General features: G+C 63.3%; 22 protein-coding genes. 12 read left to right on the forward strand and 10 right to left on the reverse strand.

Features of this window, described 5'->3' with window-relative positions; translation table 11 throughout:
* Positions 1-67: 67 nt before the first annotated feature.
* The gene (locus JST30_14845) at positions 68-904 is read left to right on the forward strand and encodes a hypothetical protein (GenBank protein MBS1715604.1); all 837 of its coding nucleotides are present in this window, start codon (positions 68-70) and stop codon (positions 902-904) included.
* Positions 905-910: 6 nt separating this feature from the next.
* Here the strand turns inward: JST30_14845 and acs are convergent, their stop codons facing one another.
* Positions 911-3016 (reverse strand): acetate--CoA ligase, encoded by a 2106-nt coding sequence (gene acs, locus JST30_14850; GenBank protein ID MBS1715605.1) that lies wholly within the window; start codon positions 3014-3016, stop codon positions 911-913.
* A 108-nt stretch (positions 3017-3124) separates the two neighbouring features.
* Between acs and JST30_14855 the strand changes: the two genes are divergently transcribed.
* The 3 genes from JST30_14855 to JST30_14865 are packed head-to-tail and all read left to right on the forward strand — an operon-like array spanning position 3125 to position 6031.
* On the forward strand, positions 3125-3802 hold the full coding sequence (locus JST30_14855) for a VOC family protein (GenBank protein ID MBS1715606.1): 678 nt from the start codon (positions 3125-3127) through the stop codon (positions 3800-3802).
* 10 nt (positions 3803-3812) lie between these two features.
* Entirely contained in the window at positions 3813-4313 is a 501-nt protein-coding gene (locus tag JST30_14860; protein MBS1715607.1) for a hypothetical protein, read from the forward strand.
* Between the two features lie 20 nt (positions 4314-4333).
* The gene (locus tag JST30_14865; protein MBS1715608.1) at positions 4334-6031 is read left to right on the forward strand and encodes a DUF885 domain-containing protein; all 1698 of its coding nucleotides are present in this window, start codon (positions 4334-4336) and stop codon (positions 6029-6031) included.
* On the opposite strand, the gene JST30_14870 is transcribed toward JST30_14865, so the two are convergent.
* Positions 6025-6660, reverse strand: coding sequence for a 1-acyl-sn-glycerol-3-phosphate acyltransferase (locus JST30_14870; GenBank protein MBS1715609.1), 636 nt, complete (start codon positions 6658-6660; stop codon positions 6025-6027). The two genes, JST30_14865 and JST30_14870, sit on opposite strands and share 7 nt — an antisense overlap.
* On the reverse strand, positions 6653-7234 hold the full coding sequence (gene purN / locus JST30_14875; GenBank protein MBS1715610.1) for a phosphoribosylglycinamide formyltransferase: 582 nt from the start codon (positions 7232-7234) through the stop codon (positions 6653-6655). The genes JST30_14870 and purN overlap by 8 nt, the downstream gene beginning before the upstream one ends.
* A 96-nt stretch (positions 7235-7330) precedes the next feature.
* On the opposite strand from purN, the gene JST30_14880 reads away from it, so the two are divergent.
* Positions 7331-7606 (forward strand): hypothetical protein, encoded by a 276-nt coding sequence (locus JST30_14880; GenBank protein MBS1715611.1) that lies wholly within the window; start codon positions 7331-7333, stop codon positions 7604-7606.
* Between the two features lie 4 nt (positions 7607-7610).
* On the opposite strand, the gene JST30_14885 is transcribed toward JST30_14880, so the two are convergent.
* Entirely contained in the window at positions 7611-8231 is a 621-nt protein-coding gene (locus JST30_14885) for a hypothetical protein (GenBank protein ID MBS1715612.1), read from the reverse strand.
* 84 nt (positions 8232-8315) lie between these two features.
* A complete protein-coding gene (locus JST30_14890) occupies positions 8316-9476 on the reverse strand; it encodes a PhoPQ-activated pathogenicity-like protein PqaA type (GenBank protein ID MBS1715613.1) in 1161 nt (386 codons plus the stop codon).
* A 119-nt stretch (positions 9477-9595) separates the two neighbouring features.
* Between JST30_14890 and JST30_14895 the strand changes: the two genes are divergently transcribed.
* The 3 genes from JST30_14895 to JST30_14905 all read left to right on the forward strand — a co-directional run bounded on the left by JST30_14895 (position 9596) and on the right by JST30_14905 (position 13893).
* A complete protein-coding gene (locus JST30_14895; GenBank protein MBS1715614.1) occupies positions 9596-11068 on the forward strand; it encodes a hypothetical protein in 1473 nt (490 codons plus the stop codon).
* A gap of 120 nt (positions 11069-11188) precedes the next feature.
* A complete protein-coding gene (locus tag JST30_14900) occupies positions 11189-13447 on the forward strand; it encodes an HD domain-containing protein (protein MBS1715615.1) in 2259 nt (752 codons plus the stop codon).
* Between the two features lie 65 nt (positions 13448-13512).
* The gene (locus JST30_14905) at positions 13513-13893 is read left to right on the forward strand and encodes a PilZ domain-containing protein (protein MBS1715616.1); all 381 of its coding nucleotides are present in this window, start codon (positions 13513-13515) and stop codon (positions 13891-13893) included.
* Here the strand turns inward: JST30_14905 and JST30_14910 are convergent.
* Positions 13890-14270, reverse strand: a complete 381-nt coding sequence (locus JST30_14910; protein MBS1715617.1) for an iron-sulfur cluster assembly accessory protein — start codon at positions 14268-14270, stop codon at positions 13890-13892. The genes JST30_14905 and JST30_14910 overlap by 4 nt on opposite strands.
* 152 nt (positions 14271-14422) lie before the next feature.
* On the opposite strand from JST30_14910, the gene JST30_14915 reads away from it, so the two are divergent.
* On the forward strand, positions 14423-14671 hold the full coding sequence (locus tag JST30_14915; GenBank protein MBS1715618.1) for a 4Fe-4S binding protein: 249 nt from the start codon (positions 14423-14425) through the stop codon (positions 14669-14671).
* Here the strand turns inward: JST30_14915 and JST30_14920 are convergent.
* The gene (locus tag JST30_14920) at positions 14668-15249 is read right to left on the reverse strand and encodes a PilZ domain-containing protein (GenBank protein ID MBS1715619.1); all 582 of its coding nucleotides are present in this window, start codon (positions 15247-15249) and stop codon (positions 14668-14670) included. The genes JST30_14915 and JST30_14920 overlap by 4 nt on opposite strands.
* On the reverse strand, positions 15249-15896 hold the full coding sequence (locus tag JST30_14925) for a hypothetical protein (protein ID MBS1715620.1): 648 nt from the start codon (positions 15894-15896) through the stop codon (positions 15249-15251). Before JST30_14925 ends, JST30_14920 begins: the two co-directional genes overlap by 1 nt.
* 101 nt (positions 15897-15997) lie before the next feature.
* Here JST30_14925 and JST30_14930 point away from each other — a divergent pair, with 101 nt between their 5' ends.
* The gene (locus JST30_14930) at positions 15998-16564 is read left to right on the forward strand and encodes a transcriptional regulator (protein MBS1715621.1); all 567 of its coding nucleotides are present in this window, start codon (positions 15998-16000) and stop codon (positions 16562-16564) included.
* Positions 16565-16577: 13 nt separating this feature from the next.
* A complete protein-coding gene (gene lon, locus JST30_14935; protein ID MBS1715622.1) occupies positions 16578-18905 on the forward strand; it encodes an endopeptidase La in 2328 nt (775 codons plus the stop codon).
* Here the strand turns inward: lon and nadA are convergent.
* A complete protein-coding gene (gene nadA / locus JST30_14940; GenBank protein ID MBS1715623.1) occupies positions 18902-20029 on the reverse strand; it encodes a quinolinate synthase NadA in 1128 nt (375 codons plus the stop codon). The two genes, lon and nadA, sit on opposite strands and share 4 nt — an antisense overlap.
* A gap of 238 nt (positions 20030-20267) precedes the next feature.
* Here nadA and JST30_14945 point away from each other — a divergent pair, with 238 nt between their 5' ends.
* Positions 20268-22193, forward strand: coding sequence for a 1-deoxy-D-xylulose-5-phosphate synthase (locus JST30_14945; protein ID MBS1715624.1), 1926 nt, complete (start codon positions 20268-20270; stop codon positions 22191-22193).
* Here JST30_14945 and araG read toward each other — a convergent pair.
* A complete protein-coding gene (gene araG / locus JST30_14950; protein ID MBS1715625.1) occupies positions 22190-23662 on the reverse strand; it encodes an L-arabinose ABC transporter ATP-binding protein AraG in 1473 nt (490 codons plus the stop codon). The genes JST30_14945 and araG overlap by 4 nt on opposite strands.
* Positions 23663-23719: the final 57 nt, after the last annotated feature.

Genomic DNA, 23719 nt, shown 5'->3' on the forward strand with positions numbered 1-23719 from the left:
GGCAGATGTGCCGGCCTCGACGACCGCTTAGCCGCGTCGAGCGCGCTTACGGGCGATAATGAAGGGCATGACGCTCCGCTTTCGGTCGTTCGTGCTGTTCGCGGTCCTGGCCGGTACGGTCCCGGCCTTCGCGCAGACGAAGACGTACATCGCGCTTGGCGACTCGGTGGGTTGGGGCTATCAACCGGACGATACGAGCCGTGGCCCCGGAGACAAAGGCTATGTCCGCCCTGTCGCAGACTGGATCGGTACTCAGCAGGGCGGCGTCAGGCCCGTCGTCATCAACCTTTCCGTCCCGGGCGAAGACTCCGACAGCTTCTTCGACACGAGCGAGATCGGCGCGCTTTTAAACTCGAACTACCCGGTCTTGTTCCGGAAGAGCCAGGCCGACCTCTTCAAGTCGAAGGTCGCCAGCGAACTGGGCAAGGGTCACGTGATCACTCACGTGACGTACGCCATGGGGGCGAACGACCTTCTCGAACTTCTGAGTTCACAGTTCTTGGCCCTGCCGTTCGAGCAACAACAGGCCCTAGCGGACCAAGCCCTTGCAACGGTCCGGTCGAACGTCGGTTCCCAGTTCGCGCTGATCCGCCAGCAGTGCCCGACGGCCAAGATCGTCGTACCCGGCTATTACAACCCCTATGGAGCGTTCCCGGGATCTCCCGAAGACCGGATCGGCCGTTACGCGATCCCAAAGCTCAACGTGATCCTCCAGTCGCTCGCCAAGCGGGCGAACGCCCGGTTCGCGACCGACTATCCGCTGTTCGTGGGCCAGGAACTGGCCCTCACATGGATCGGTGAGGACGACGTCCATCCCCGCGATGCGGGTTACGGCCTCATCGCGACGCAAGTGATCGCCCGGTTCGCCGTTCCGCTGGATCACGTCGGCCCCGTCGGACGTTAAAGCTCTCTAACCTTCGGTCCCTTCGTACTTGTCCTTGAGGGCTGCGACGACGGCCGGGTCGGCCAGCGTGGTCGTATCGCCCAAAGCTCTGCCCTCGGCGACGTCCCTTAGGAGGCGGCGCATGATCTTGCCCGAACGGGTCTTCGGCAGTTCGGCGCAAAAGTAAACGTCGTCGGGCCGCGCGATCGCACCGATCTTGTGGGCGACATGGGTCTTCAGTTGCTGGGCGAGGGCCAGCGGGTCGTCGTCGTGCGGGTCGAGGTGTCCGACCCCGCGCTCGAACTCCGTACGGACGTCTTCGCCGGGCACACGGTCGACGTGCTGCCGCAGGATCACGAAGGCCGCGATACCCTGACCCTTGATGTCATGGGCTTTGCCGATCACGGCCGCCTCGGCGACCGCCGGGTGGTCGACGAGCGCGCTCTCGACCTCCATCGTCGAGATGTTGTGACCGCTGACGAGCATGACGTCATCGATCCGGCCCAGCAGCCAGAAGTAGCCGTCTTCATCGACCTTTGTGCCGTCGCCGGGGAAGTAGGCGCCTTCGAACCGGCTCCAATACGTCCGTTGGAACCGGTCCGGGTCGCCCCAAATGCCTCGGAGCATCGAAGGCCAGGGCCCCTCGATCGTGAGAATGCCACCGACTTCGGACCCGGTCGAAGGGGCTTGGCCATCATGAGAACGAGCGTAGTAACCCAGTGCGCCCTGCACAGGCGTGATCTCGCTGCCTGACTCGCTGTAAACCGCCGCTTTGATGCCGGGAAACGGCTGCGTGGCCGATCCTGGCTTGGTGGCCGTGATACCCGGAAGGGGCGTGATCATGATCGCTCCGGTCTCGGTCTGCCACCACGTGTCGACGACGGGGCAGGCGTCCTTCCCGATCGTCCGTCGGTACCAGATCCAGGCTTCCGGATTGATCGGCTCACCGACCGAACCGAGCAAGCGAAGGGACGAAAGGTCGCACCGTTCCGGAAAGTGGTCGCCCCACTTCATGAAAGTCCGGATCGCGGTGGGGGCCGTATACAGGACCGTCACCTTGTGCCTTTCCACGACCCGCCAGAACCGGTCTTTGTCGGGCGTGTCCGGCGTCCCCTCGTAAACGACCATCGTCGCCGCGTTGGCCATCGGCCCGTACACGATGTAGCTGTGACCCGTCACCCAGCCGCAATCGGCCGTACACCAGTAAACGTCGTCCGGCTTGAGGTCGAACACCCACTTCGTGGTCGCGTAGGTTTGGACCAAGTATCCGCCCGTCGTGTGCATGATGCCTTTCGGCTTACCGGTCGACCCGCTCGTATAAAGGATGTACAGGAGGTCCTCGCTGTCCATCGGTTCGCACGGACACTCCGTGCACTGGTCGAGGACCGCGTCACGCCAATGGACGTCGCGGCCCGGCACCCATGAGCCCAGGTCGAACTTGTCGAGTTGGGACGCTGAAGACTCGATCCGGTCGAGGACCAGGACGCTCTCGACGGTCGGGCACCCTAAGTCCAGAGCGTCGTTCGTGATCCGTTTCAGCGGGACCACGCCCCCTCGGCGCCAGCCCCCGTCCGCCGTCACGACGACCTTGGCCCCTGCGTCGTTGATCCGCTCGTGGAGCGATTCGGCCGAGAAGCCGCCGAAGACCACGGAATGAGCCGCGCCGATCCGGGCGCAGGCCAGCATGACCATCGGAAGCTCGGGCACCATCGGCATGTAGACGCACACCCGGTCGCCCTTCTTGACCCCGAGACCTTTCAAGGCGTTCGCGATCCGGCAGACCTCGTCTTTGACCTGGGAGTACGTGAACGTCCGGACGTCACCGGGTTCGCCTTCCCCTATGAAGGCCGTCTTGTCGCCACGCCCTGCCTCGACGTGCCGGTCGACGCAGTTGAAGCAAGCGTTCAGCTTTCCGCCGACGAACCATTGGGCGTACGGCCGCTCCCAGACCAACGGGACCGACCAAGGCTCGGACCAGGCCAGTTCCTTCGCCCATGCTTCCCAAAACGCGACCGGATCGGCGAGCGCATCGGCGTACACGGCGGGGTCGTTCACGTTCGCCTGGGCCACGAACGCGGGATCCGGCGGGTACTTGCGTCCTTCGACCAGCAGGGTGTCGAGCGTATCCGACATGTCGAACCGATTCTATCCGCGTGCACGCGACGACCGCCGACCAAAAGCCGGCAATTCGCCATAGACCGCTTGCGCCCAAGTACGGAACGAGCAGACAGGAAGTGGGTGATGGCATTGGTAGTCAGTCCGTGCGTCGGTCTCGTCACTCCGGACCCCGGAGCGGCGGCGGGCTTCCTGTGCGACGTCCTCGACATGGAGATCGTCGGAACGGACGCCGGGATCGAACTCTGGGGCGGGCCGTTACGGTTCTTCATCGATCCGGGACAGCCTAGACCTCTTGTCTTCGAACTCGCCACGGACGACCATGCCCAAGCACGGCAGCTCGTCCGGTCGTTCGGCTTTGAAGAACTCGTCTGGCGCGGTCCCGGTCAATCGTGCCTGGCCCGCGACCCGTTCGGCCTCGTCTTCAACATCCATCAAGACAGTTCCGGGCTGGGAAGCTTCGACCTGGAAGGGTTCGAACCCGCCCTCATCAAGCCGTGCATCGGCGCCGGACTCCCGGATCCGCACGAAGCAGCGTCGTTCTATTCAGAGGTGCTCGACAGCCCGTTCAGCCGTCTTCCGGACGGTTCCTACGTCGTCGGGAGCGGGCCCGTCCGACTCCGGTTCCGGTTCGGCGTCGGCACCGCTCCGATGGTCTGGCTCAGAGCCGACGCGCCGGTCAAGAAACTCCTGACGAACGGATGCCGCAAGTCGGACGGGAACGCCGTGGTCGACCCGTACGGCGTCCACTGGTGCGTCGAAGCCGCTCCGGAAGCACGGACGGCTGTGGTCTGTCCTCTATAATCAGGCCGGAATGGTCCTGAACGTCGCCTTCGAGCATGTCGCGGAGGAAGCGAAGCGCCACGGAGTGAAACCTTGGGCATACGTCTCACCCGTGTCCAACGGTTCGATCGTGACGATCGCCGACCCCTCTCACCGGCTCTTGATCCAATCGTTCACGAACCTGACCGGGGAACGCCTGACGTCGGCCCTCGTGGGCCAGGGACTGCTCGTCGCCCACGGACGGTGGCTCCCAGACCCCCTCGCGGGCGAGATCCAGATCCAGGAGATGCTTTGGACGGCTTCGGTCGCCTACAAGAGCGCTTCGGACAAGCCAGGTTTGTGGGTCCACGGGTACCGGGGCGCGCCTTCTGTCGGAGACGTCGTCCGTGACTTTTACGAGGAGATGTCCCGCGAGTCCGGCCTCGTCGGAGTGTCGCTCGAAGATTTCGTTTCGGCCGTCGATCCCAACGTCGTGATCACGGGGCCTGACGAACTGGCCGCCATGGCCGCAGCCTCGAACGGCTGCCCGTGATCCACGGGTAGATTCCTCTGATGCCCGCGATGATCCCGGCCGTCCTACTTCTCGGGTTTGCGGGACGTCCGGCAGGCCCGACTATGGAAGACACCGTCCGACGCTATGCCACCGATCTCGAGTCCATCGAACGCTACTACGATGTACCTCTCAGCCAAAAGGGCGCGGCCAGGACAGAGGCCCTTGTCACCGAGACCCTTAAGGGACTCGAGTCGGTCGACTTCGGCCGTCTGGACCGAGCAGGCCGGGTCGACTGGCTCTTACTGAAGAACCTGTTGGAAGCGGAGCGAAGGTCACTGTCCACCGAAGAGGCCAAGAACGCCCCGACCCTCCGGCTCTTGCCTTTCGCACGCAGGATCGTCGCTCTCGAAGAAGGGCGCTGGACGTTAGAAAAGCTCGATCCAGAAAGCGCTGCCACGGAGATCGAGACGGTGCGAAGGGAAGCCGAGAAAGCGCTCGAATCGGCCCGCACCGCGCTCGAAAAGAAGGAAGCCGACCCGTCCGAAGCCTTGCGGGCCTCCAAGACCTTGGACGCACTGTCCAGAGTGTTCCGACGCTGGTACGACCACTCCAACGGTTACAAGCCGAGCTTTTCCTGGTGGTGCGCCAAGCCCTACGAGGAGTGCGTCAAAGCGCTCGAAGGCCTCGAAAAGTTCCTCAAAGAAGACGTCGCAGGACAGCGCGGGGCCGAGAACGATCCCCTTGTCGGCGACCCGATCGGCAGGAAGCGGCTCGAAGACGATCTCAAACGCGAGATGTTGGCCTATACGCCGGAAGAACTCGTCGCGATCGCCGAACACGAATACGACTGGTGCCTCAAGGAAATGATCAAGGCATCGCGCGAAATGGGGTGCGGCGACGACTGGAAGGCGGCGATCGAACGGACGAAAGCCGACCACGTGGCCCCAGGAGAGCAGGACGACCTCGTGATGGCCCAAGGGCGGGAAGCCGTCGAGTTCGTCGAGTCCCGCGACCTCGTGACGCTGGAACCGCTCGTCAAAGAAACCTGGCGGGTGAACATGCTGACCGCCGAACAGCAGAAGAACTGGCCGTTCGCGTTCTACGGCGGCCAGCACATGGCGACGTCGTATCCCGTGCCCGAAATGTCGCACGACACGAAACTCATGGCGATGAGAGGGAACAACCGTCACTTCCTACGGGCCGTGACCCATCATGAGCTCATCCCCGGCCATCACCTGCAGCTCTATATGGCCGACCGGTACAACGCTTACCGCAAAACGTTTTCGACCCCGTTCTTCGTCGAAGGGTGGGCCCTGCATTGGGAGATGCTTCTCTGGGACCTGGACTTTCCGCAATCGCCGATGGACAAAGTCGGCATGCTGTTCTGGCGGATGCACCGCTGTGCCCGGATCATCGTGTCGCTGAAGTACCACCTGGGAGAGATGACCTCGGCGCAAATGATCGACACGCTCGTCGACAAAGTCGGCCACGAGCGATGGACGGCGACCTCGGAAGTCCGCCGCTATGTCGGGGACATGTACTCTCCCCTCTACCAGGCGGCCTACATGATCGGCGGGCTTCAACTACGGGCCCTCTACAAGGAACTCGTCCCGAAGTCCATGACCCCGAAGCAGTTCCATGACGCCGTGCTCAGGCTCGGTCCGATGCCGATGGAAGGCGTCCGGCTCAGCTTGACGGACCGTGAGGTCACAAAGGACTGGAAGCCCGGCCGGAACGTCCTCGCGTCAGATCACTGACCCGAAAGGCGTCGAAGTTCGGATCCGATCCAGTCGAGGATGTCTTCGGCCTTCGCGTCAGGCCCGAAACTCCGTGGCTCGCCCCAATGGGCGGTCACGGTCGTGAAGGCCCACCTCGGGGTCGCCGTCGGATACGGCATCATCTTTTCGACACCGCGGATTCCGACGCAGACGCAGGGAGCGCCGGTCTTCCGGACGAGCAGGGCCGCGCCCGGCAGAAGTTCGATCAAACGGCCGTCCGGACTGAGTTGCCCTTCAGGGAAGACACCGACCGCGTGCCCCGATCCGACGAGGTCGAGGGCACGCCGGATCGCGCCCTTGTCGGCGGAGCTTTGGGTCACGGGGAACGCCTTGAACCACCTGATGAAGCGGCCCATCAGCCCCATCGTGAACAGCTCCCTACGGGCCATGAAGTGCAACAACCTCGGGCTCGCGTATTGGACGAGAACGGGGTCACTGTTCGACACATGGTTCGAGAAGACGAGCAGCGGACCCGTCCTGGGGACGTTTTTCGCGCCCTTGACCCGGATCGGGGCGGCAAAGAAGGCGAACAGCGACCAGGCCACGATCTTAAGGAACGGAAAAGCGATCCTCAGACCGAGCGAATGCCGGTCGTCTTCGTTACTCATCCCCCTCCACGACTTTCTTTAACGCGAGCGGAAAGGCGCGGTGTTCCAAAGCCAAGACCCTCTCGGCCAAGGTCTCCGGCGTGTCGTCAGGCAAAACCGGGCAGGTCAGTTGGAGCACGATCGGACCTTCGTCGTAGTTTTCGGTGACGATGTGGACGGTACAGCCGGATTCAAGGTCTCCGGCCGCCAAAACGGCCTCATGGACGTGCCGCCCGTACATGCCCTTCCCCCCGTGCCGGGGCAACAAAGCCGGGTGGATGTTCAGGATCCGGCCGGGCCATCGGTCGAGGACTTCGACCGGCAGCTTCGTCATGAGTCCGGCCAAGCACAACGTGCCGACTTCAGCCCCACGGAGGACGTCGACGAGCCGTCCGGCATAGTCGGCTTCCTTCGGTGACAGGGCGACCACGGGGACGCCGAGGGCCTGGGCGGTCTCGAAGGCGGGCGAGTCGTCGCGCGGCGAGACCACCAGCACGATTTCGGCAGGAACCTCTCCCGAACGGCACGCTCGGACCAGGGCGGTCATGTTCGAACCCCGGCCTTTGGAGCCGACAAGGACCGCCACCCGGTTCACAGGGGCGTTTTACCCCCGTCAAATTCCCGGTTCATCGCCGCCCTGCGAAGACGCGGCACCGATGTTGCGTAGAGGTGGAATGAAGGTTCCGCTCCTATGCTCTTTTCCGTCGCGACCCCGCAGCCTCCCGTGATCGACAGCTTCACCATCGTCCACATCGACCGCCACTCGTCTTTCGCCGGGCGTCAAGGACGAGAGGTGCGTGAGACATGGACCGTGCGTCAGGACGGCCGGGAACGCACCGTCGTGGTCAGCCCCTATCACACGAACACCGCCCGGACGACCGCTTTCCGTGAAGGGGACACCGTGACGATCCGCTCGCGCGAACGCCACGGCGTCATCAAAGTCTGTCTCAGCGACGTCGGTCGCTAGGTCGTCAAAAGCGGAACGCGTAGACCAGCCCGATCGTGTGATTGACCGGATCGGCATGGTCGTTCGGAACGCCAACGTTGACGTTCGCCGTGAGGCCGGCGATGCCCGGAACGCTGTAGAACAGGCCCGCCCAAGTCGATCCGCCCACGCTCGACGTGTGGTCGGCGGCCAGGGTCAGACCCGGACAGATCTGAACGTCGCAACCGCAGACAAACCTGTCGCGGTCGTTACGGATCCAGCCTCCATGGAACCTGACCGGGCCGACATTGTAGCGGCCGACCGCGAACGGCGTGCTCTCACCGCCCCGAATGGCCTGGTAGCCCAATCCGACGGCCCACCGACCGCCCTTGTCTGCGACGGGCTGGACTTTGAACGCCCAGGTATTGAGTCCGGACCAATCGGTCGCTGCAGCGGCTTCCACATACTCGGAGATGCCGACGAGCAGGTAGCTCGAATGGTAGTAGCGTTTGTCGACGTTCCGCTCGGTGCCGGACACGTAGTGCCCGACCTCGGCTTCGCGGACACCCTTGATGTCGGCGATCGGAATCGTCACCAAAGACGTGACTTGTGCAAATGACGCGCAAACGCCGGCCAGCGCTGCGACCGTGAGAATGGCCCTCAACATGGTTACCCCTCGTCCGAATCCGGACATGGGGTGATTCCGCGTCAAAGCCGTCAGGGCCTAAGTCAGATTGCCGGTCGTAAGCTTCTATCGGGGATCGTCGCGCGTGACCCGGACCGGGGTCGACGTCCAGAAGGACAGGCCGAATGCTTCCAGCCGGCGGGCGACGAACGCGGCCGTCCAACCGTCTCCGACAGGCCGTGAGAGCTCCAAGGACGATGCCCATTCGGCGGCGGTGAAGTTACGGTCCGCCGATCGTGCAGACCACAGGACGTCCCCCGGACTCGGACAGACTTCAGCCGACGTCGGGCCGTTTGGTGGCCAGAATCCCGGAACCGTCCATTGCGGCAGGTGCCCCCCGGCCACCGCCCCTCGGGAGAAAGCGGCAAGAGTCGGAGTCCAGTAGTCCGTCGAGCCCCATCCGTGGGCCATGTTCGGCACCATCACCAGGTTCTTCGGTACGGTCACGTCCTCCCAGTACAGCGTGTGCGCGTCCACCGTCCAGTACGCATCGTTGGTTCCGAGGATCATCAAGACCGGGACCCGGAGCGACCCGAGGTTCTGGGCTGGATCGACGAGTCCAAGGAGCCTGGCGCCGTTGTCCGTATCGACCGATTCCTCCAGTTCGCGCGTCGTGTAGTCGCTGATCATGGGGCTGAGAACGCCCCAGTCCCGCGCTTGCTTCTCGAGTTGTTCGGGCATTTTGAGAAAGTCGAACACCATCGGGGCGATGCCGGCGATCCGAGGGTCGCCGGTACATCCCGCCAACCAAGACGTCCATCCCCGCTTGCTCGCGCCCGTTACGACGAACGGGCCATCGGCCAGACCGGAAGCGGCCAACGCGTCCATGGCCCTCGTGACGCTTCGGACCATCGGCATCAAGAGCGGCCAAGTGTCGTCGCCCGACTCGAGGAACATTTCGAACGTATGGGCGATCAGGTCGTCTTCCCGGAAACCCCATAACGGTTGGACAGGAATGTCGAACAGAGTCGCCACGTTCATCCCTGAAACGAGCGCCAAACCGTCGGCCCATAAGAGGTCCGGTTCGTTCGCCGGCCCCCCCGTGACGTGGAGCACGCATCCGGGTACGGTCGCGCCACGGGGAGGAACCGATACGACGAGACCGTGGTTCCATCGATGGTCCCGCCAAACTTGGGACGTCAGTTCCAGGGCGTCTCGGCCCGCAAAGGCGGACGCCCGGACCCACCGAAACCCCTCCGTGTCACCTAGGAATCCTGCCGGTACCATGCGTGTCTTGGAACGATGATAGTCCGCCGTTCCGCCCTCTACCGCACCTTTCGACTTGACAAATGCGTCCCCTAGGTTGAAAAATACGGTGTCCTGCCGAATATTCTGGGATGGATGTTATGAGTGGTCTTGCCAAAACGCGCATCGCCTTAGTGGCGGGCCTCGCCTTGACGTCGTTGCTCGCGAGAGCCGCGTACGTCCCGCAAGAGGTCGTGGTCACGAAAGCTTCGGACAACCGGACGCTGACGGTCCGGTATTCCGGTGCCAAAGCTTCCCTCATCGAAGTCCGATTGAACGGCAAGAGCGTCGCGAACCGCGCCGTCAACGCTGAGTCGAGCAACGGCGAGACCAATTTCACGCTGGAGACGGCGCAATTGGCCGACGGCGACAACAACCTCGAAATCCGGCTCCTCGACGCCGACGGCAAGGTGCTTGCGACCGAGAAGACGGTCGTCACGGTAGACCGAACGGCGTCCGGACCGATCTTCCTGGCCAAACCGACGCCCGGCGAATCCGTCCAGGGCTTCGTCGAGATCAGCGTCGGGTTCCAGCACCAGATCAAGAACGCCTATGTGTCGTTCTTCGTCGACGATCAGTTCAAATCTCTTCGCAACTATGCTCCGTACACGTACCTTTGGGACACGAGCAAGGCTACGAACGGATGGCACGAGGTCGAAGCCTGGGTCGTCGACGAATCCAGCAACACGTTCAAGACGCAGCGCCTCCGCGTGTTCGTCAATAATCCCGGGGGACGCACCGGGCGCCTGACGAACCCGGCGGGCAACCCTCCGGCCAAGCCCGTTACCCCGGCCAGACCGAACGTGACCGCTCCGAAAGCCGCTTCCAGCCTCCCGCTCGACCTGACCAACGGCGCGCCTCTCCTGGCCGTGTCGAAGCCGACGGGCGGCAAGGCCGTCGCCGTCGGGCACGGCACCATGACCGGACTGAGGGTCATGAGGCCCACGGGCGGTCGCGTCGCCGGGACGAAACCGTCGGTCGGTGCCGCTAACGCCCCCAAAGTCAAGATGCAGGCCGCTCCGGCCCAAGGCCCGGCACAGAAACAGGTCCAGTCCGCCGTGCCGAAAAACCTCGTCGCGAAGGCCGCCGCTCCAAAGGCGAACGCCCCGAAACCTGTCGTGACCAAGGCAGCTCCCAAGGCCGCCTCGACGAAGCCTGAAGTCAAAGCCGCCCCCTCGAGGATCGTGCTCGATTACGGAACACGGTTCGGAAGCAAGGGGACTTACGACGTCTACATGAACGGGCACAAAGTCGGTTTCGACGTCCAACCCCGGTTCGACGCCGGTATCGCCCTCACGCCGTTCCGGCACCTGTTCGAGTCCGCGGGCGGCGAAGTCGCCTGGAACGGAGGCGCGAAGGCGGTGACGGCGAAGGGCCAGGGCCAGAACGTGCGGTTCGTCATCGGCGACGGTTTCGCGACCGTCAACGGAGACCGCTTCGAGTTCGAAAGAGCCGCGTTCCTCGACCGTGGCCGTGCGATCGTGCCGATGAGTTTCATGGGACGCCTTTTGAACGTCGAAGTCGCCTATGATCCCGCGACGAAGCACGTCCTCGTGACCAAAGCTTCGAAATAACACACGGCTATAAAACCTTCCTAAAAGAAGGGCCCCTCGAACGAGGGGCCCTTCGATCGTTTTTAAAGAACCTTCAGAGCAGCCGCCTTCCGACCGAAAATCTGACATGCAGGGCATACGGTGAGCGGGATCCTGGTCCATCATGGGACGCGTTGGAGGGCGGCGGTCGCTGCGGGCGTTTTGTTCGCGGCCATTTCGATGTGCGCCTGCTTCCTTGTCGCCGCTTGGACGAGTCAAGCGTTCCAGAAGACGCAGACTGACGAACTGGCCTCCATCGCCCGGCTGAGTGCCCTCCAGGTCGACGGCGACGCCCACGAGCGACTGACCGAACCCGGACAAATGTCCTCCAAGTCGTACGAAGAGCAGTCCGAACGGCTCCGGAGGGTCTTGTCCAACGTCCGAAACGTCCGGTTCGTGTACACCGTCCGACCCGCGCACGGAGGATTCGTCTTCATCCTTGACCCGACCGTGTTCGGCGACGCCGACCGGGACGGCGTCGACGACAAGTCGTACCTCATGGATCCGGTCGAAGCCGTCACGCCGGGCATGGTCAACGCCCTCGCGACCGGGCTCGTCCAGGTCGACGACAAGCCACTTAAAGACAAATGGGGGACATGGCTGTCGGCCTACGCCCCCGTTAGGGACTCGTCCGGCAAAGTCGTGGCAGTCCTCGGCATCGACCGGGATTACAGGCTCGTCCAGGCCCGATTGGACCAAGTGTGGACGAACGCCGTCCTGATCGCGCTCCTCGCGGGCGCGTTGGCCATCGCGGCGACCCTCATCCTTGCAAAGACCGAGAGTCTGCGGTGGGCGTCGATGCGGCGGCGCGGGAACCGCCTCAGGCGCCGCCTGCTCGAGTTTCTCTTGATGACCTGCGTGTGCGGCATTCTGATCGAAGGCGCCAGCCTTGCGTCGCGGGCTCAGCAGACTTCGGATCAAAAGCGCTCGATCACGGTCGATATGACCGCGACCGAGTCCGTCCGGACGGCCGTTTCAAAGGCCGGAAGGGCGGAACGCGTGGACGAAAGGGAATGGCAGGCCGTCGCCGAAAAGGCGGCGACCAGTTCGATGACGTGGCTTGGTATCGAAGCCGACCAAGTCCGGCGGTCGGATCCGCCCCTGGCGAAGGTCAGGGCCGCCGTGTTGACCGAAAAGTGCGACCAGGTCATGGACGAGCTACGGTCCCAACTGTCGGTCAGCGCTGCCCAAGAAGCCAGTTTCATCCGCTCCGTCGTCACGCTCCTCATGCTCGCGATCTCTCTTGCGGTGGGGTGCGTCCTCGTCCTCAGACTGACCTCGACCCACGACGAGCGGCTTGCGGCCGCCGTCGTCGCTAACGACGAGTTCGTCCAAGACCAACGGTCGTTCCTTCACAGCCTGCCGATCAGCGTCTTTGCGTTCACCGCCCAAGAGTGCGTGTTCCGGAACCCGAGTTGGGAGGAAATGACAGGGTGGCACGAGGGGCGAGAGCCGATGACGTGCTTCCTCGAGGCTGTGCACTCTGAAGACACCGCCTCCGTCAAAGCCGCTCTTGAGAACGCCCGGACCCTCCACCAGGCGGTCGTCGTCGAGCACCGCATCGTGAAGCCGACGGGTCAAGTCCTGTGGGTCGAAACCCGTCTCTCGACGGTCAAAGCCAACGACGGGACCTACCGCTACACGTTGGCCTTTAGTCTGGACACGACTGCGACTCGGGCCGCCGAGCGGGCGATGAGCGAGAAAAACGACGAGATCGTGCGTAAGAACGCCCTCTTGTCGCGGACGTTGACCGAACTAGAAGACAACCTGGAGTCCATCGTGCGGGCCATGGTGCGGGCCATTGAGGCCAAGGACATCTATACGGCGGGACACTCAGAGCGGGTCATGCAGTATTCGCTTTGGATCGGTCAAGAAATGGGGCTCGGCCCTTATGAGCTGCGCGTGCTTGAAATGGGGGCCCTCGTCCACGACATCGGCAAGATCGGTGTCCCCGACGATGTCCTGACGAAGCCTGGAAAGTTGACGGAAAGCGAGTTCAGGCTTGTTCAGAAGCACCCCGTCTACGGAGCCAACATCATGGGCGGGATCCCATCCTTCAAGGATTGTCTTCCGATCGTGAAATGGCACCACGAACGGTTGAACGGCACGGGCTACCCCGATGGCCTCGTCGGGGACGAAATCCCGTTGTTAGTCCGTATCGCAGCCGTCGCAGACGTCTTCGACGCGATGACGACGACCCGGTCGTACAGGTCCAGCATCCCGATCGCAGAGGTCGTGCAAATGATGTGGGGCGAGGTCGAAGCCGGCAAACTCGACGGGGCCGCGCTCCAGGCTTTAGAGTCTGCGTTGCGCAAAAGGTCCCCTCTCATGCGCGAAAGAAGCGAGGAACAGGCCGCTTGACACTAAAGACCACAAGATTACGACCAAAAATCCTTAGAGAGGATCCCACACCGGGTCACAAGAACATGGGCGAGACCAACGACTACCAGGATTCGAGAAAGCACGCACGTTTCGAGCTTCTCGAATACGCCGTGATCCAGGACGGGGCGACAGGCCAAAGCGTCCGATCGGTGGTCACCGACGTGAGCCTAGGCGGACTCCAGATCCGGTCGCGACACCAGTTCGACCCTGGTCAGCAGTACACGCTGAACATTGGCAGGATCAGCTCAGAACCGCTCGTGGTGACGGCCGAGGCGCGCTATTGCATCCACATCGAGGACACCGACCTCTATGCCACGGGCTTCCGCTGTCAACTGTCATCGACAGCTGAAAGGATCGACTGGGTCGAGTACGTGCACGGGATCTTCCAGACGAAGGGCGAGTCCCTCGTCCAGGAAGGGGCTTAACCGCAGCCGCAGCCACCGCCGCAGCCGCCGCCCTCGCCTTCAGACCCCTCGGTCTTGAACGAGGAACCGCAACCGCAGGAGCTGACGGCGTTCGGGTTTTCTATCTTGAAACCGCCGCCCATCAGGTCGTCGACGTAGTCGACGGAGCTGCCGTCCATGTACTGGAGGCTAAGGGGATCGATGAACACCTTGATGCCGTCGTGGTCGAAGACGTTGTCGCCCTCTTCGGGCTGACCGTCGTCCAAGGCCATCCCGTACGACAGGCCAGAACATCCGCCGCCCGCGACCCAGATCCGGAGGGCCGCGCTCGCCTTCTGTTGGCTTACCATGAGGTCGCGAAGCTCGCAGACTGCACGTTCGGTCAATGAAATCGCCATGTTGTCCCTTTGACCCTCTGACCGGGATCCCAGAATCCATTGTGCCACAGGTATCTGGACGTCATGGGTCAGATTCTGCTCCCGGAAGGTCCGTTCGGCCCATTGGACCGGTCCGTCCGAGGGGGCGCCCGGCGTCTGAGTAGAATTTTCGGATGCCGTACGTCGTGACATCGCCTTGCATCGGGGTCAAGGACAAGTCCTGCATGACGGTCTGCCCCGTGGACTGCATTTACGAAGGCGACGACATGGTCTATATCCACCCGGACCAGTGCATCGATTGCGGCCTCTGCGAGCCGGAATGCCCGGTCTCGGCGATCTTTGTGGACACGGACGTTCCTGCGGACTGGAAAAGCTACATCGAAGAGAACCGGACGATGTCCGAGAAGCTCTCCGGCGGCTAAGCCGCGTGAAGGAAGACCCGGCGCCAGCGCCCCAGCATGGTCCGGTCGTCGATCCGGATCGAGAATCCGATCCGGAACCCTCCCTGGCAAGGTTCGGGCCGGCAATATCGTACAGTGCCTTGGGCCTCGACCGGACCGGTCGGGGTGAGCAGCGCGATCTCCAGTTCGTCCCCCTTCATCAGTTCGTACGGAACGACACCGCCGACACCGCCCGGGCTGACGTCGAGGACTTCGAAATCCACGGTGCCCCAGCAGTTCCGCAGTGTCCCGACGACACCGGCGCCGGACAACCGGACTTCCTCCGTAGACTCCGTCTTTCGAGGGTCGCACGCGAAATCGAACCGGGCCCAATCGTCACCCACGTTCCTACAAACGGCCGGAGCACTGAGGTCTTGGCCCGCCCCGAAGACCTGGACGAACACGTCGTCTCCGTCGCGGAGGTCGTCGGTCGACGGGATGCGGACGACCACGGCCCGCCGGTCCAGGTTCAACGTCCAACCCGTAAAGAACCGGGCGTCGCGGACGCGTTGGACGCGGACGCGCGTCCCTTTGAAGGAGCCGGCCTTTTGGTGCACCATCAGTCGCCGCTCACGAAGCGGTCCCACCGCGGCTGGTCGATCCGGCCCATCCGGTCCAGTTCGACGCCGATCCGGTATTCGAGACCGTCTTCAGAGCGGCTGTTCCGGATCGTTCCCGACCCTCGGACGCTTCCGATCGGAGTCTCGACGATGAGGCCGACCTTGAGGCCCGACGCAAGCGGCACGAACGCCTTGACGGCCAAACCGTGCTGAGAGACGTCGATCACTTCCGTGTAGACCGTCTCGCCGTCCATGACCAGTTGGGCCTTAACGCCCTCGGCCCGCGCTCGGAACGGCTTGATGGCGTTGGAATATCGGAACTGGCCGTCGACGTAGAACTGAAGGACCACCCAACTGGCTTCGATGATCTTGACGTTCGACCCTTCGACGGCATAGGAATCGCCTTTACCGGACATGTCGAAGGGCTCGACCGACTCTAAGCTGGCGTCGAACACGGCCGACGTCCGTCTTCCGTGAAGTTCGAACCGGTATTTCTCTCCGATCTGGACGGGCTGATCGGTCGGTGAAACGATCTCTACCCTCGACCCGAAGACGTTCCTGACCCATCCGTGGAAGATCTTTGAGTCGTGAAGTCGGAACAGCCGAGCGCGCGTGCCCGCAAAGTCCTTTGGCGTCAGCTTGGCCATCCCACTAGGAATTGTCGGCCCTTCGACGGGCTCGCTTGAGTCTGCCCTGCCCCACAAATCTTTACGGTTTCCAAGAGTCTGGCGGGCGTAGAATCCGTTCCATGGATCCGAACGGGCCGAACCGATCCGCTCAGACCGCCCTGGCCCAGGAGATGTTCGTGCTCCAGTGGGGCCGCATGAGTTCGAGTTGGGGGATCAACCGGACGATGGCGCAGATCCACGCTTACCTGCTGAGTTCAGGACGCCCGACGACGGTGGAGACCCTGATCGAAAGCCTCCATATCAGCCGTGGCAACGCCAGCATGAACCTGCGGGACCTGATGGACTGGGGGATCGTCCGACGGTCCCGGATGCCGGGCGACCGGAAGGACGTCTACCAGTGCGAGGGGGACGTGCTCCACATGTTCGCCCGCGTCGTCCGGGAGCGGAAGCGGCGCGAACTCGACCCGACCGTCGCGGCGATCCGAGAGTGCCTGTCCATGGTCCCTGCCGACGACCGCTCTGAGGACGCCGTCGTCCTGCGCGACCGCCTTTCCGCCCTCGTGGAGCTTTTCGGCGTCATCGATCAGGTCTACGAGCAGGTGTTCGAGTCGGAGGAGAGCCTCGAAGCCACGCTCCAGTTCTTCCGGGAAGCGGGCCGACGGGCAACCTTTCCCACCGACGGGTAAGGTGACGTCAGCGATGGCGGAGACGAAGGGCGACTACCGCAAAGTCCCGGTCATGCCGACAAGGGACACGGTCCACTTTCCCGGCGTGATCCAAACGATCTTGATCGGCCGCGAGATGTCGGTCAAGGCCCTCCATCAGGCTCTCAGGAGGGACCGCGAGTCTCTGATCCTGGGCCAGCGCGACCAGACCATCGACGAACCGAAAGCCGACGAGCTGTACCGGGTCGGTACGCTGAGCGAAATCCTCCACGTCCTGCCTTTGCCGGACGGGACGCTCCGGGTGGTCCTTCGCGGCCTTGTTCGAGCCAGGGTCAAAAAGCTCCAGTTCCGGAACGGGTCTTTCTCGGCCGAGTACGACGTCGTCGAAGAGATCGACGAAGGCGGCCCCAACGTCGAAGCCCTCGGTCGGGAGGCCGTCTCCCAGTTCCAGCAGGCCGCGTCGCTCGGACTGAACGCCCCGCCCGAAGTCGTCGAGACCGTAGCGGTCGTCGACGATGCCCGGTATCTCTCGGACCTGCTCGCCCATCACCTGCCCAGTCCTTCCGCGGTCAAGCAGTCGCTCTTGGAGGATCCGGTAGTCGCCACCAGGCTCGAAACCCTCGTCCAGATCTTGGCCCGCGAACGCGAGGTCTTGGAGCTCCAAGCCAACCTTCGGACGAAGGTGGAACGGGAGTTGGGCCAGACGCAGCGCGAGTTCTATCTCCGGGAGCAGCTACGCGCCATTCAGAACGAACTCGGCGGAGAAGAAGTCCTCAGCGAAGAGGGGGAGGAGTACCGGGCCCGTCTCGCGGCCAGCGGGATGCCCGAAGAAACAATGGGCAAGGCCATGGCCGAGCTCAAACGGCTCGAACGGGCCCCTTCCAGTTCTCCCGAGGGCATGGTCATCCGGAACTACCTTGACTGGCTCGCGTCTTTGCCCTGGGACACGTCGAGCGAAGACCAGATCGACGTCAAGAAGGCGGCCCAGATCCTGGAACGCGACCATTACGGCCTGGCACAGGTCAAAGACCGGATCCTGGATTTCCTCGCCGTACGGCAACTTTCCAATTCGCTGCGCGGGCCGATCCTGTGCTTCGTCGGCCCTCCGGGAGTCGGCAAGACGTCGATCGGACGGTCGATCGCCGAAGCCCTTGGTCGCCAGTTCCACAGGATCTCGCTCGGTGGGGTCCGGGACGAAGCCGAAATCCGGGGCCACCGACGGACCTACATCGGCTCGATGCCTGGTCGCCTGATCCAGGGGGTCAAGGCCTGCGGCACGAAGAACCCGGTCTTCATGCTGGACGAAATCGACAAGATGGGCTACGACTTCCGTGGCGACCCCACGTCGGCCCTCTTGGAAGCCCTCGACCCCGAGCAGAACGCCAACTTCAGCGACCACTACATCGAAGTCCCGTTCGACCTTTCGGGCGTCATGTTCATCGCGACCGCGAACCTGATCGAAAACGTTCCGGCGGCGCTGAGGGACAGGATGGAAGTGATCCGGTTTCCGAGCTACACCGAACAGGAGAAACTGCACATCGCGCAGAAGTACCTGCTGCCCAAGAAAATGCACGAGCACGGTCTGGACAAAGGCCGCCTTAAGGTCCCCCGCACGACCGTAGAGGCCCTTGTGCGCGAATACACGAGGGAAGCGGGCGTCCGCTCCCTCGAACGCGAAATCGCCACGGTGTGCCGGAAAGCCGCCCGACGGATCGCCGACGGGACAGACCGCTCGGTGGACGTCGACAAGGACGTCTTAAGCGCGATGCTCGGTAAACCCAAGTTCCGGTACGGCGTCAAAGGGCGTAAAGACGAGGTCGGTGCAGCGACGGGCCTTGTTTACAGCGAGTACGGCGGCGACATCGTCACCATCGAAGTCTCGCTCTCGCCGCCGTTCGGCGAACAGCCACAAGTGCGCCTGACCGGCTCGCTCGGCGACGTCATGAAAGAGTCTGCACTGGCCGCCATGACCTATCTCCGCGCGAACCAGGGCAAGTACGGGACGGGCGAATTCCGCTACGACCTCCATGTCCACGTCCCGGAAGGGGCAGTCCCGAAGGACGGCCCGAGCGCGGGCGTCACGATCCTCACGGCCCTCGTCTCGGCGTTTTCCGGCCGTCCTGTCCGACGGGACGTGGCGATGACGGGCGAAGTCACGTTGCGCGGCAAGGTCCTCCCGGTCGGAGGCGTGAGGGAAAAGGTCTTGGCCGCCCATCGGGCCGGTATCAAGCACGTCGTTTTGCCCGATGAGAACCTTCGAGACCTTGACGACCTCCCGGAGACCGTCAAAAAGGACGTGGCGTTCCATCCGGTCGCAGAAGCTGCGGAAGCGCTTCGTCTCGCTCTGGTCTCGAGCCCCTAGTCGACGTGGGCGACCGGGACTTTGCCGATCTCGAGCATCCGTTCGAGGGCGACGAGGGCCCATCGCTTGACGTCCGCCGGGACCGTGACTTGGTTGACGACGTTGCCGTCCACCAAGTTTTCGAGCGCCCAGCAAAGGAACGACGGATGAATCCGGTACATCGTCGAACAGGGACAGATCTGAGGGTCGAGGCAGAAGACCGTACGGTCGGGGTTTTCCTTGGCGATCCGGTTGACAAGGTTGATCTCGGTCCCGACGGCCCACGCCGAACCCGGTCCGGCCCCTTCGATCTGGTGCAGGATGTACTCGGTCGAACCGTAAAAGTCTGCGGCCTGAACGACTTCGCGCTCGCATTCCGGATGGACGATGACCTTCAGCCCCGGGTAGGCGGCCCGGGCTTGTTCGATCTGGTCCACGGTGAACCTCTTGTGGACCGAACAGTGCCCCTTCCACAAGTAGAACTTCGCTTCCCGGATCCGCTCGGGCGTGTTCCCTCCAAGAGGTTTGAAGGGGTCCCAGACGATCATGTCCCGCTCGACGTCGTAGCCCATCGCGGCGGCCGTGTTCCGGCCCAAATGCTGGTCCGGAAAGAACAAGACCTTTTGGCCACGGTCGAGGGCCCATTCGAGCGCGCCCGGCGCGTTCGTGCTCGTGCACACGACGCCTCCGTGCTCGCCCACGAAAGACTTCAAGTTGGCGGCCGAATTGATGTAGGTCACCGGAACGATGGTCGGAGCCGCGGGAGACCCCCCTAAGGCACCCTGAAGTTCGGCCCAGCATCGCTTGACCTGAAAGATGTTGGCCATGTCCGCCATCGAACACCCTGCTGCGAGGTTCGGCAGGATGACCTTCTGCGTGTCCGGCGTCAGGACGTCTGCGCTCTCCGCCATGAAGTGCACGCCGCAGAAGACGATGAAATCGGCATCGGGAGTCTGCCGGGCGTGTTGCGCGAGCTTATAGCTGTCGCCCCGGAAGTCGGCGTGCTCGATGATCTCGTCGCGCTGGTAATGGTGGCCGAGGACGACGGCGCGGGAGCCGAGCGAGGCCTTGGCGGCGCGGATCCTGTGCCGCGTCTCGTCCTCGGTCAGGAGCATGAACTCCTGAGGAAGCGGAGTTTGAACCATGTCTTCGTCCTCGTCTTTCGTTCCGGACGCTTCGGCCAGGAAGTCGGTGCCTCGGCGCGTTCCGGACGGCGACAGGGCCATGGCCCGGGGATGTTGTCGCCGCTTTCGGACTATTCTACAATCGGGAGGAACGTTGAGTTCGCCCAGGCCCATCGTTCACAATGGGGGGAACCGTCCTATCAGGACATAGGGCCCTTTCCGGTAACGGATCGGCCCACACTGAGAGTTGAGATACCCGATGGCCTCGAACTACGAGCTGCTCAGCACGGTCACCCGACCGACCGACCTTCACAAGTTCTCCGACAAGGAACTCGTACAGGTCGCTGAAGAAGTGCGCCAGGCCATCCTGGACAAAGTCAGCCAGACGGGAGGGCACCTCAGCTCCAACCTCGGCACCGTCGAGCTCACGGTCGCGATGTACGCGGCCTACAACATCCCGCCCGACAAAGTCGTGTGGGACACCGGGCACCAGGCCTATCCCCACAAGCTGCTGACGGGCCGCCTCGACAGGTTCGACACGCTCCGCAAACACCAAGGCTTGAGCGGATTCCTGCGCCGAGAGGAGCACGAATGCGACGTCTTCGGAGCGGGGCACGCCGGGACGGCGATCTCGGCCGCACTCGGGTTCGCTGCTGCCCGCGACAGGCTCGGAACGGCCGAAAAGGTCGTCGCGGTCGCAGGAGACGCGGCCATAGCCAGCGGAATGAGCTGGGAGGCCTTGAACCATGCGGGAGAACTACGGACGGACATCTGCGTCGTCCTGAACGACAACCGCATGTCGATCGCTCCCAACGTCGGCGCCCTGCACAATTACCTGGCCCGGCTCCGGTCGCGGCCCGACTTCCAGGGCCTGGCCCGGGCCGCCAAGAACGTCATCGAGAAGATCCCAGGGCCCGCTCCTAGGATCGCCGCCGGTCTTCGGCACGGGATCACCCACTATCTGGCGCCTGAGGACACGGGAACGATCTTCGAGGAAATGGGCTTCGAGTACATCGGCCCGGTCGACGGACACGACCTCCCGACGCTGCTCGACGTCTTCCGTAAAGTCCGCGAGCTCGACTATCCGGTCTTCGTCCATGCGCTGACCGTCAAGGGCAAAGGGTACGAAGTCGCCGAGGGCGACAGCCGCAAGTGGCACGGGGTCGTCCCGTTCGACGTCCTCTCGTGCGAAATGCCGAAAAAGGGCGGGGCGCCCGCCTACACCCAGGTGTTCGGCGAGGCCATGGTGGAACTCGCCAACGAAGATGAGAAGGTCGTCGCGATCACCGCGGCGATGCCGGACGGCACGGGCTTGACCGCGTTCTCGAAAGAGCATCCCGAGCGCTATTACGACGTCGGTATCGCAGAGCAACACGCCGTCACGTTCGCTGCGGGCCTGGCCGCCGGCGGGCTCAAACCGTTCTGTACGGTCTACTCGACCTTCCTCCAGAGAGGGTTCGACCAAGTGCTGCACGACGTCGCCCTTCAGAACTTGCCCGTGCGGTTCGTCATGGACCGGTCCGGCCTGGTCGGCGACGATGGACCGACCCACCACGGCGCCTTCGACGTCTCTTACCTCTCCTGCATTCCGAACATGACCCTCGTGGCGCCGCGGGACGCGACCGAACTGCGCGAAATGCTGAAATTCATGGCCGGATATTCGGACGGCCCGATCGCCGTGAGATACCCGCGCGGAACGGCCGAAGACATCTTGCCGGAAGCCCGGACGCCGGTCCAATTCGGCCGTTGGGAACCGCTCGGCACCCCTGGAGGGGCGCCCGGTGAAGGCCCCTACGATGTCGCGATCCTAGCGACCGGGTTCATGGTCCAGGAATCCTGGAAGGCGGCCCAAAGCCTCCAGTCCCAAGGTGTCAAGGCCCTGGTCGTGAACGCCAGGTTCATCCGCCCGATCGACAAGGAGTGTCTCGCCGAATCGGTCCGCGGGGTCCGTGGAGTGGTCACGGTCGAGGAAAGCGTCAGGACGGGCGGTTTCGGCCAACAGGTCCGGGACGCCCTGGCCGAACTGGGACTGGGCAACGTCCCGTTGCGGATCCTGTCGCTTCCCGATGCCTTTGTCGAACACGGTGCCCAGCCCATCATTCGGGCCGAAGTCGGACTGTCTCCGGACAACATCGCCCGGGTCGCGGCCGGACTCGTCGCTGCGAAGTCGGGCCGCTTGGCTTAAGCTGCTCCGGGAAGGGCGAGCTTCAGCAGCCCTTCTTCGGTCGCTTCCTCTCTCGGGACGGAGGCCACGATCCTGCCCGAGTTCATCACGAGGATCCGGTCGCAGACTCCCATGACCTCGGGAAGTTCGCTGGACACGAGCAACACGCCAAGTCCCTTTTCGGCCAGTCCATAGATGATCTCGTAGATCTCGCTCTTGGCACCGACGTCGATGCCCCGGGTCGGCTCGTCCAGAAGGATCACCTTCACGTCCCCGCCGAGCCAACGGGCCAGGATCGTCTTCTGCTGGTTTCCTCCCGAGAGATTTTTCACCAACTGGTCGGTACTCGGAGTCTTGATGCCTAATGATTTCACCATTTGGTCGGCCAACCTCGATTCGGCGCGCTCGTCGATCCATATCCCCCTTCTTCCGGCGAGGTTGATGTTCTCCTTGACCGACCGCAGGGCGATGATGCCCTCCTTCTTCCGGTCCTCCGGGCACAAGACGACGCCGCACCGGATCGAGCCTCGTGGCGTCTTAAGGGTGACGACGTCGCCGTCGACCTTGAAACGGCCCTTTCCTCCGCCGAAGACACCTTTCAGCAGTTCGGTGCGTCCGGCTCCGACGAGCCCGAAAACGCCGACGATCTCACCCTTCTTGACCGTAATGGAAGCGGCCTCCTCGAGGCCGGGTGCGGTCAAGTCCTCGACTTCGAGGACCGGTCCGCCGACCGTCCGCGACCGGTAATGGAAGATGTCTTCGATCTTCCGACCGACCATCCGCTCGACGATCTTGTCGGTCGTGACGTCCGTCAGGGAATCGAACGTCTCGACGTGCTTGCCGTCCCGCAAGACGGTCGCTGCGTCGCACATCCTTGCGACTTCGTCCATACGGTGGGACACGTAAAGGATGACCCGCCCTTGGTCCTTGAGCCGCGAGATCGTCGCGAAAAGGCTCTCGACCTCCCGCGAGCTCAAGCTGCTCGTCGGTTCGTCGAACGCGATGACCTTCGCGTCCCGGGTCAAGGCCTTTGCGATCTCGACCATTTGACGTTGGGCGATCGGAAGGTCGCCGACCCGGTCTTCCGGCCGGACCTCCAGTGACAGCTCCTCGAGCATGGCCAGGCAGTCCTTTCGCAGCCGGCTCCGATCGACCCAACCGCCGTGCGCTGGGAAATGGCCGAGGTAAAGGTTTTCCGCCACCGTAAGGTCGGGGACAAGGTGGAGTTCTTGGTAGATGACGGCGACTCCAGAGCGGATCGCATGGGCCGCGTCCTCGAATACGGCGTCCTTGTCCCCCAGTTTCAGGGATCCGGAATCTGGACGATGGACGCCGGATAGGACCTTTAGGAGCGTGCTCTTGCCTGCGCCGTTTTCGCCGCACAAGGCGTGGACCGATCCCTCGCGCACCCCGAACGTGACGTCGTAGAGCGCCATGACGCCTGGAAACGACTTCGTCACGTGCTCGAACTGAAGGAACGGTGCGTCCAAAGCGACGCGGTTTTACCCTGCGAACGCCGGATCCTGCCTTTCGCGGACGGTCAGTGG

The organism is Armatimonadota bacterium (assembly GCA_018268395.1).
Classification (GTDB): Bacteria; Armatimonadota; Fimbriimonadia; order Fimbriimonadales; family Fimbriimonadaceae; genus JAEURO01.

Excerpts from the sequence above, each read along its gene's own strand:
- acs (MBS1715605.1), bottom strand. The coding sequence starts at position 3,016 with ATGTCGGATACGCTCGACACCCTGCTGGTCGAAGGACGCAAGTACCCG.
- JST30_14930 (MBS1715621.1), top strand. The coding sequence starts at position 15,998 with ATGGATCCGAACGGGCCGAACCGATCCGCTCAGACCGCCCTGGCCCAG.
- JST30_14915 (MBS1715618.1), top strand. The coding sequence starts at position 14,423 with ATGCCGTACGTCGTGACATCGCCTTGCATCGGGGTCAAGGACAAGTCC.
- JST30_14910 (MBS1715617.1), bottom strand. The coding sequence starts at position 14,270 with ATGGCGATTTCATTGACCGAACGTGCAGTCTGCGAGCTTCGCGACCTC.
- JST30_14920 (MBS1715619.1), bottom strand. The coding sequence starts at position 15,249 with ATGGTGCACCAAAAGGCCGGCTCCTTCAAAGGGACGCGCGTCCGCGTC.
- JST30_14845 (MBS1715604.1), top strand. The coding sequence starts at position 68 with ATGACGCTCCGCTTTCGGTCGTTCGTGCTGTTCGCGGTCCTGGCCGGT.
- JST30_14905 (MBS1715616.1), top strand. The coding sequence starts at position 13,513 with ATGGGCGAGACCAACGACTACCAGGATTCGAGAAAGCACGCACGTTTC.
- JST30_14895 (MBS1715614.1), top strand. The coding sequence starts at position 9,596 with ATGAGTGGTCTTGCCAAAACGCGCATCGCCTTAGTGGCGGGCCTCGCC.
- JST30_14880 (MBS1715611.1), top strand. The coding sequence starts at position 7,331 with ATGCTCTTTTCCGTCGCGACCCCGCAGCCTCCCGTGATCGACAGCTTC.
- JST30_14925 (MBS1715620.1), bottom strand. The coding sequence starts at position 15,896 with ATGGCCAAGCTGACGCCAAAGGACTTTGCGGGCACGCGCGCTCGGCTG.
- JST30_14885 (MBS1715612.1), bottom strand. The coding sequence starts at position 8,231 with ATGTTGAGGGCCATTCTCACGGTCGCAGCGCTGGCCGGCGTTTGCGCG.
- lon (MBS1715622.1), top strand. The coding sequence starts at position 16,578 with ATGGCGGAGACGAAGGGCGACTACCGCAAAGTCCCGGTCATGCCGACA.
- JST30_14870 (MBS1715609.1), bottom strand. The coding sequence starts at position 6,660 with ATGAGTAACGAAGACGACCGGCATTCGCTCGGTCTGAGGATCGCTTTT.
- JST30_14865 (MBS1715608.1), top strand. The coding sequence starts at position 4,334 with ATGCCCGCGATGATCCCGGCCGTCCTACTTCTCGGGTTTGCGGGACGT.
- JST30_14890 (MBS1715613.1), bottom strand. The coding sequence starts at position 9,476 with ATGGTACCGGCAGGATTCCTAGGTGACACGGAGGGGTTTCGGTGGGTC.
- JST30_14860 (MBS1715607.1), top strand. The coding sequence starts at position 3,813 with ATGGTCCTGAACGTCGCCTTCGAGCATGTCGCGGAGGAAGCGAAGCGC.
- JST30_14855 (MBS1715606.1), top strand. The coding sequence starts at position 3,125 with ATGGCATTGGTAGTCAGTCCGTGCGTCGGTCTCGTCACTCCGGACCCC.
- JST30_14945 (MBS1715624.1), top strand. The coding sequence starts at position 20,268 with ATGGCCTCGAACTACGAGCTGCTCAGCACGGTCACCCGACCGACCGAC.
- nadA (MBS1715623.1), bottom strand. The coding sequence starts at position 20,029 with ATGGTTCAAACTCCGCTTCCTCAGGAGTTCATGCTCCTGACCGAGGAC.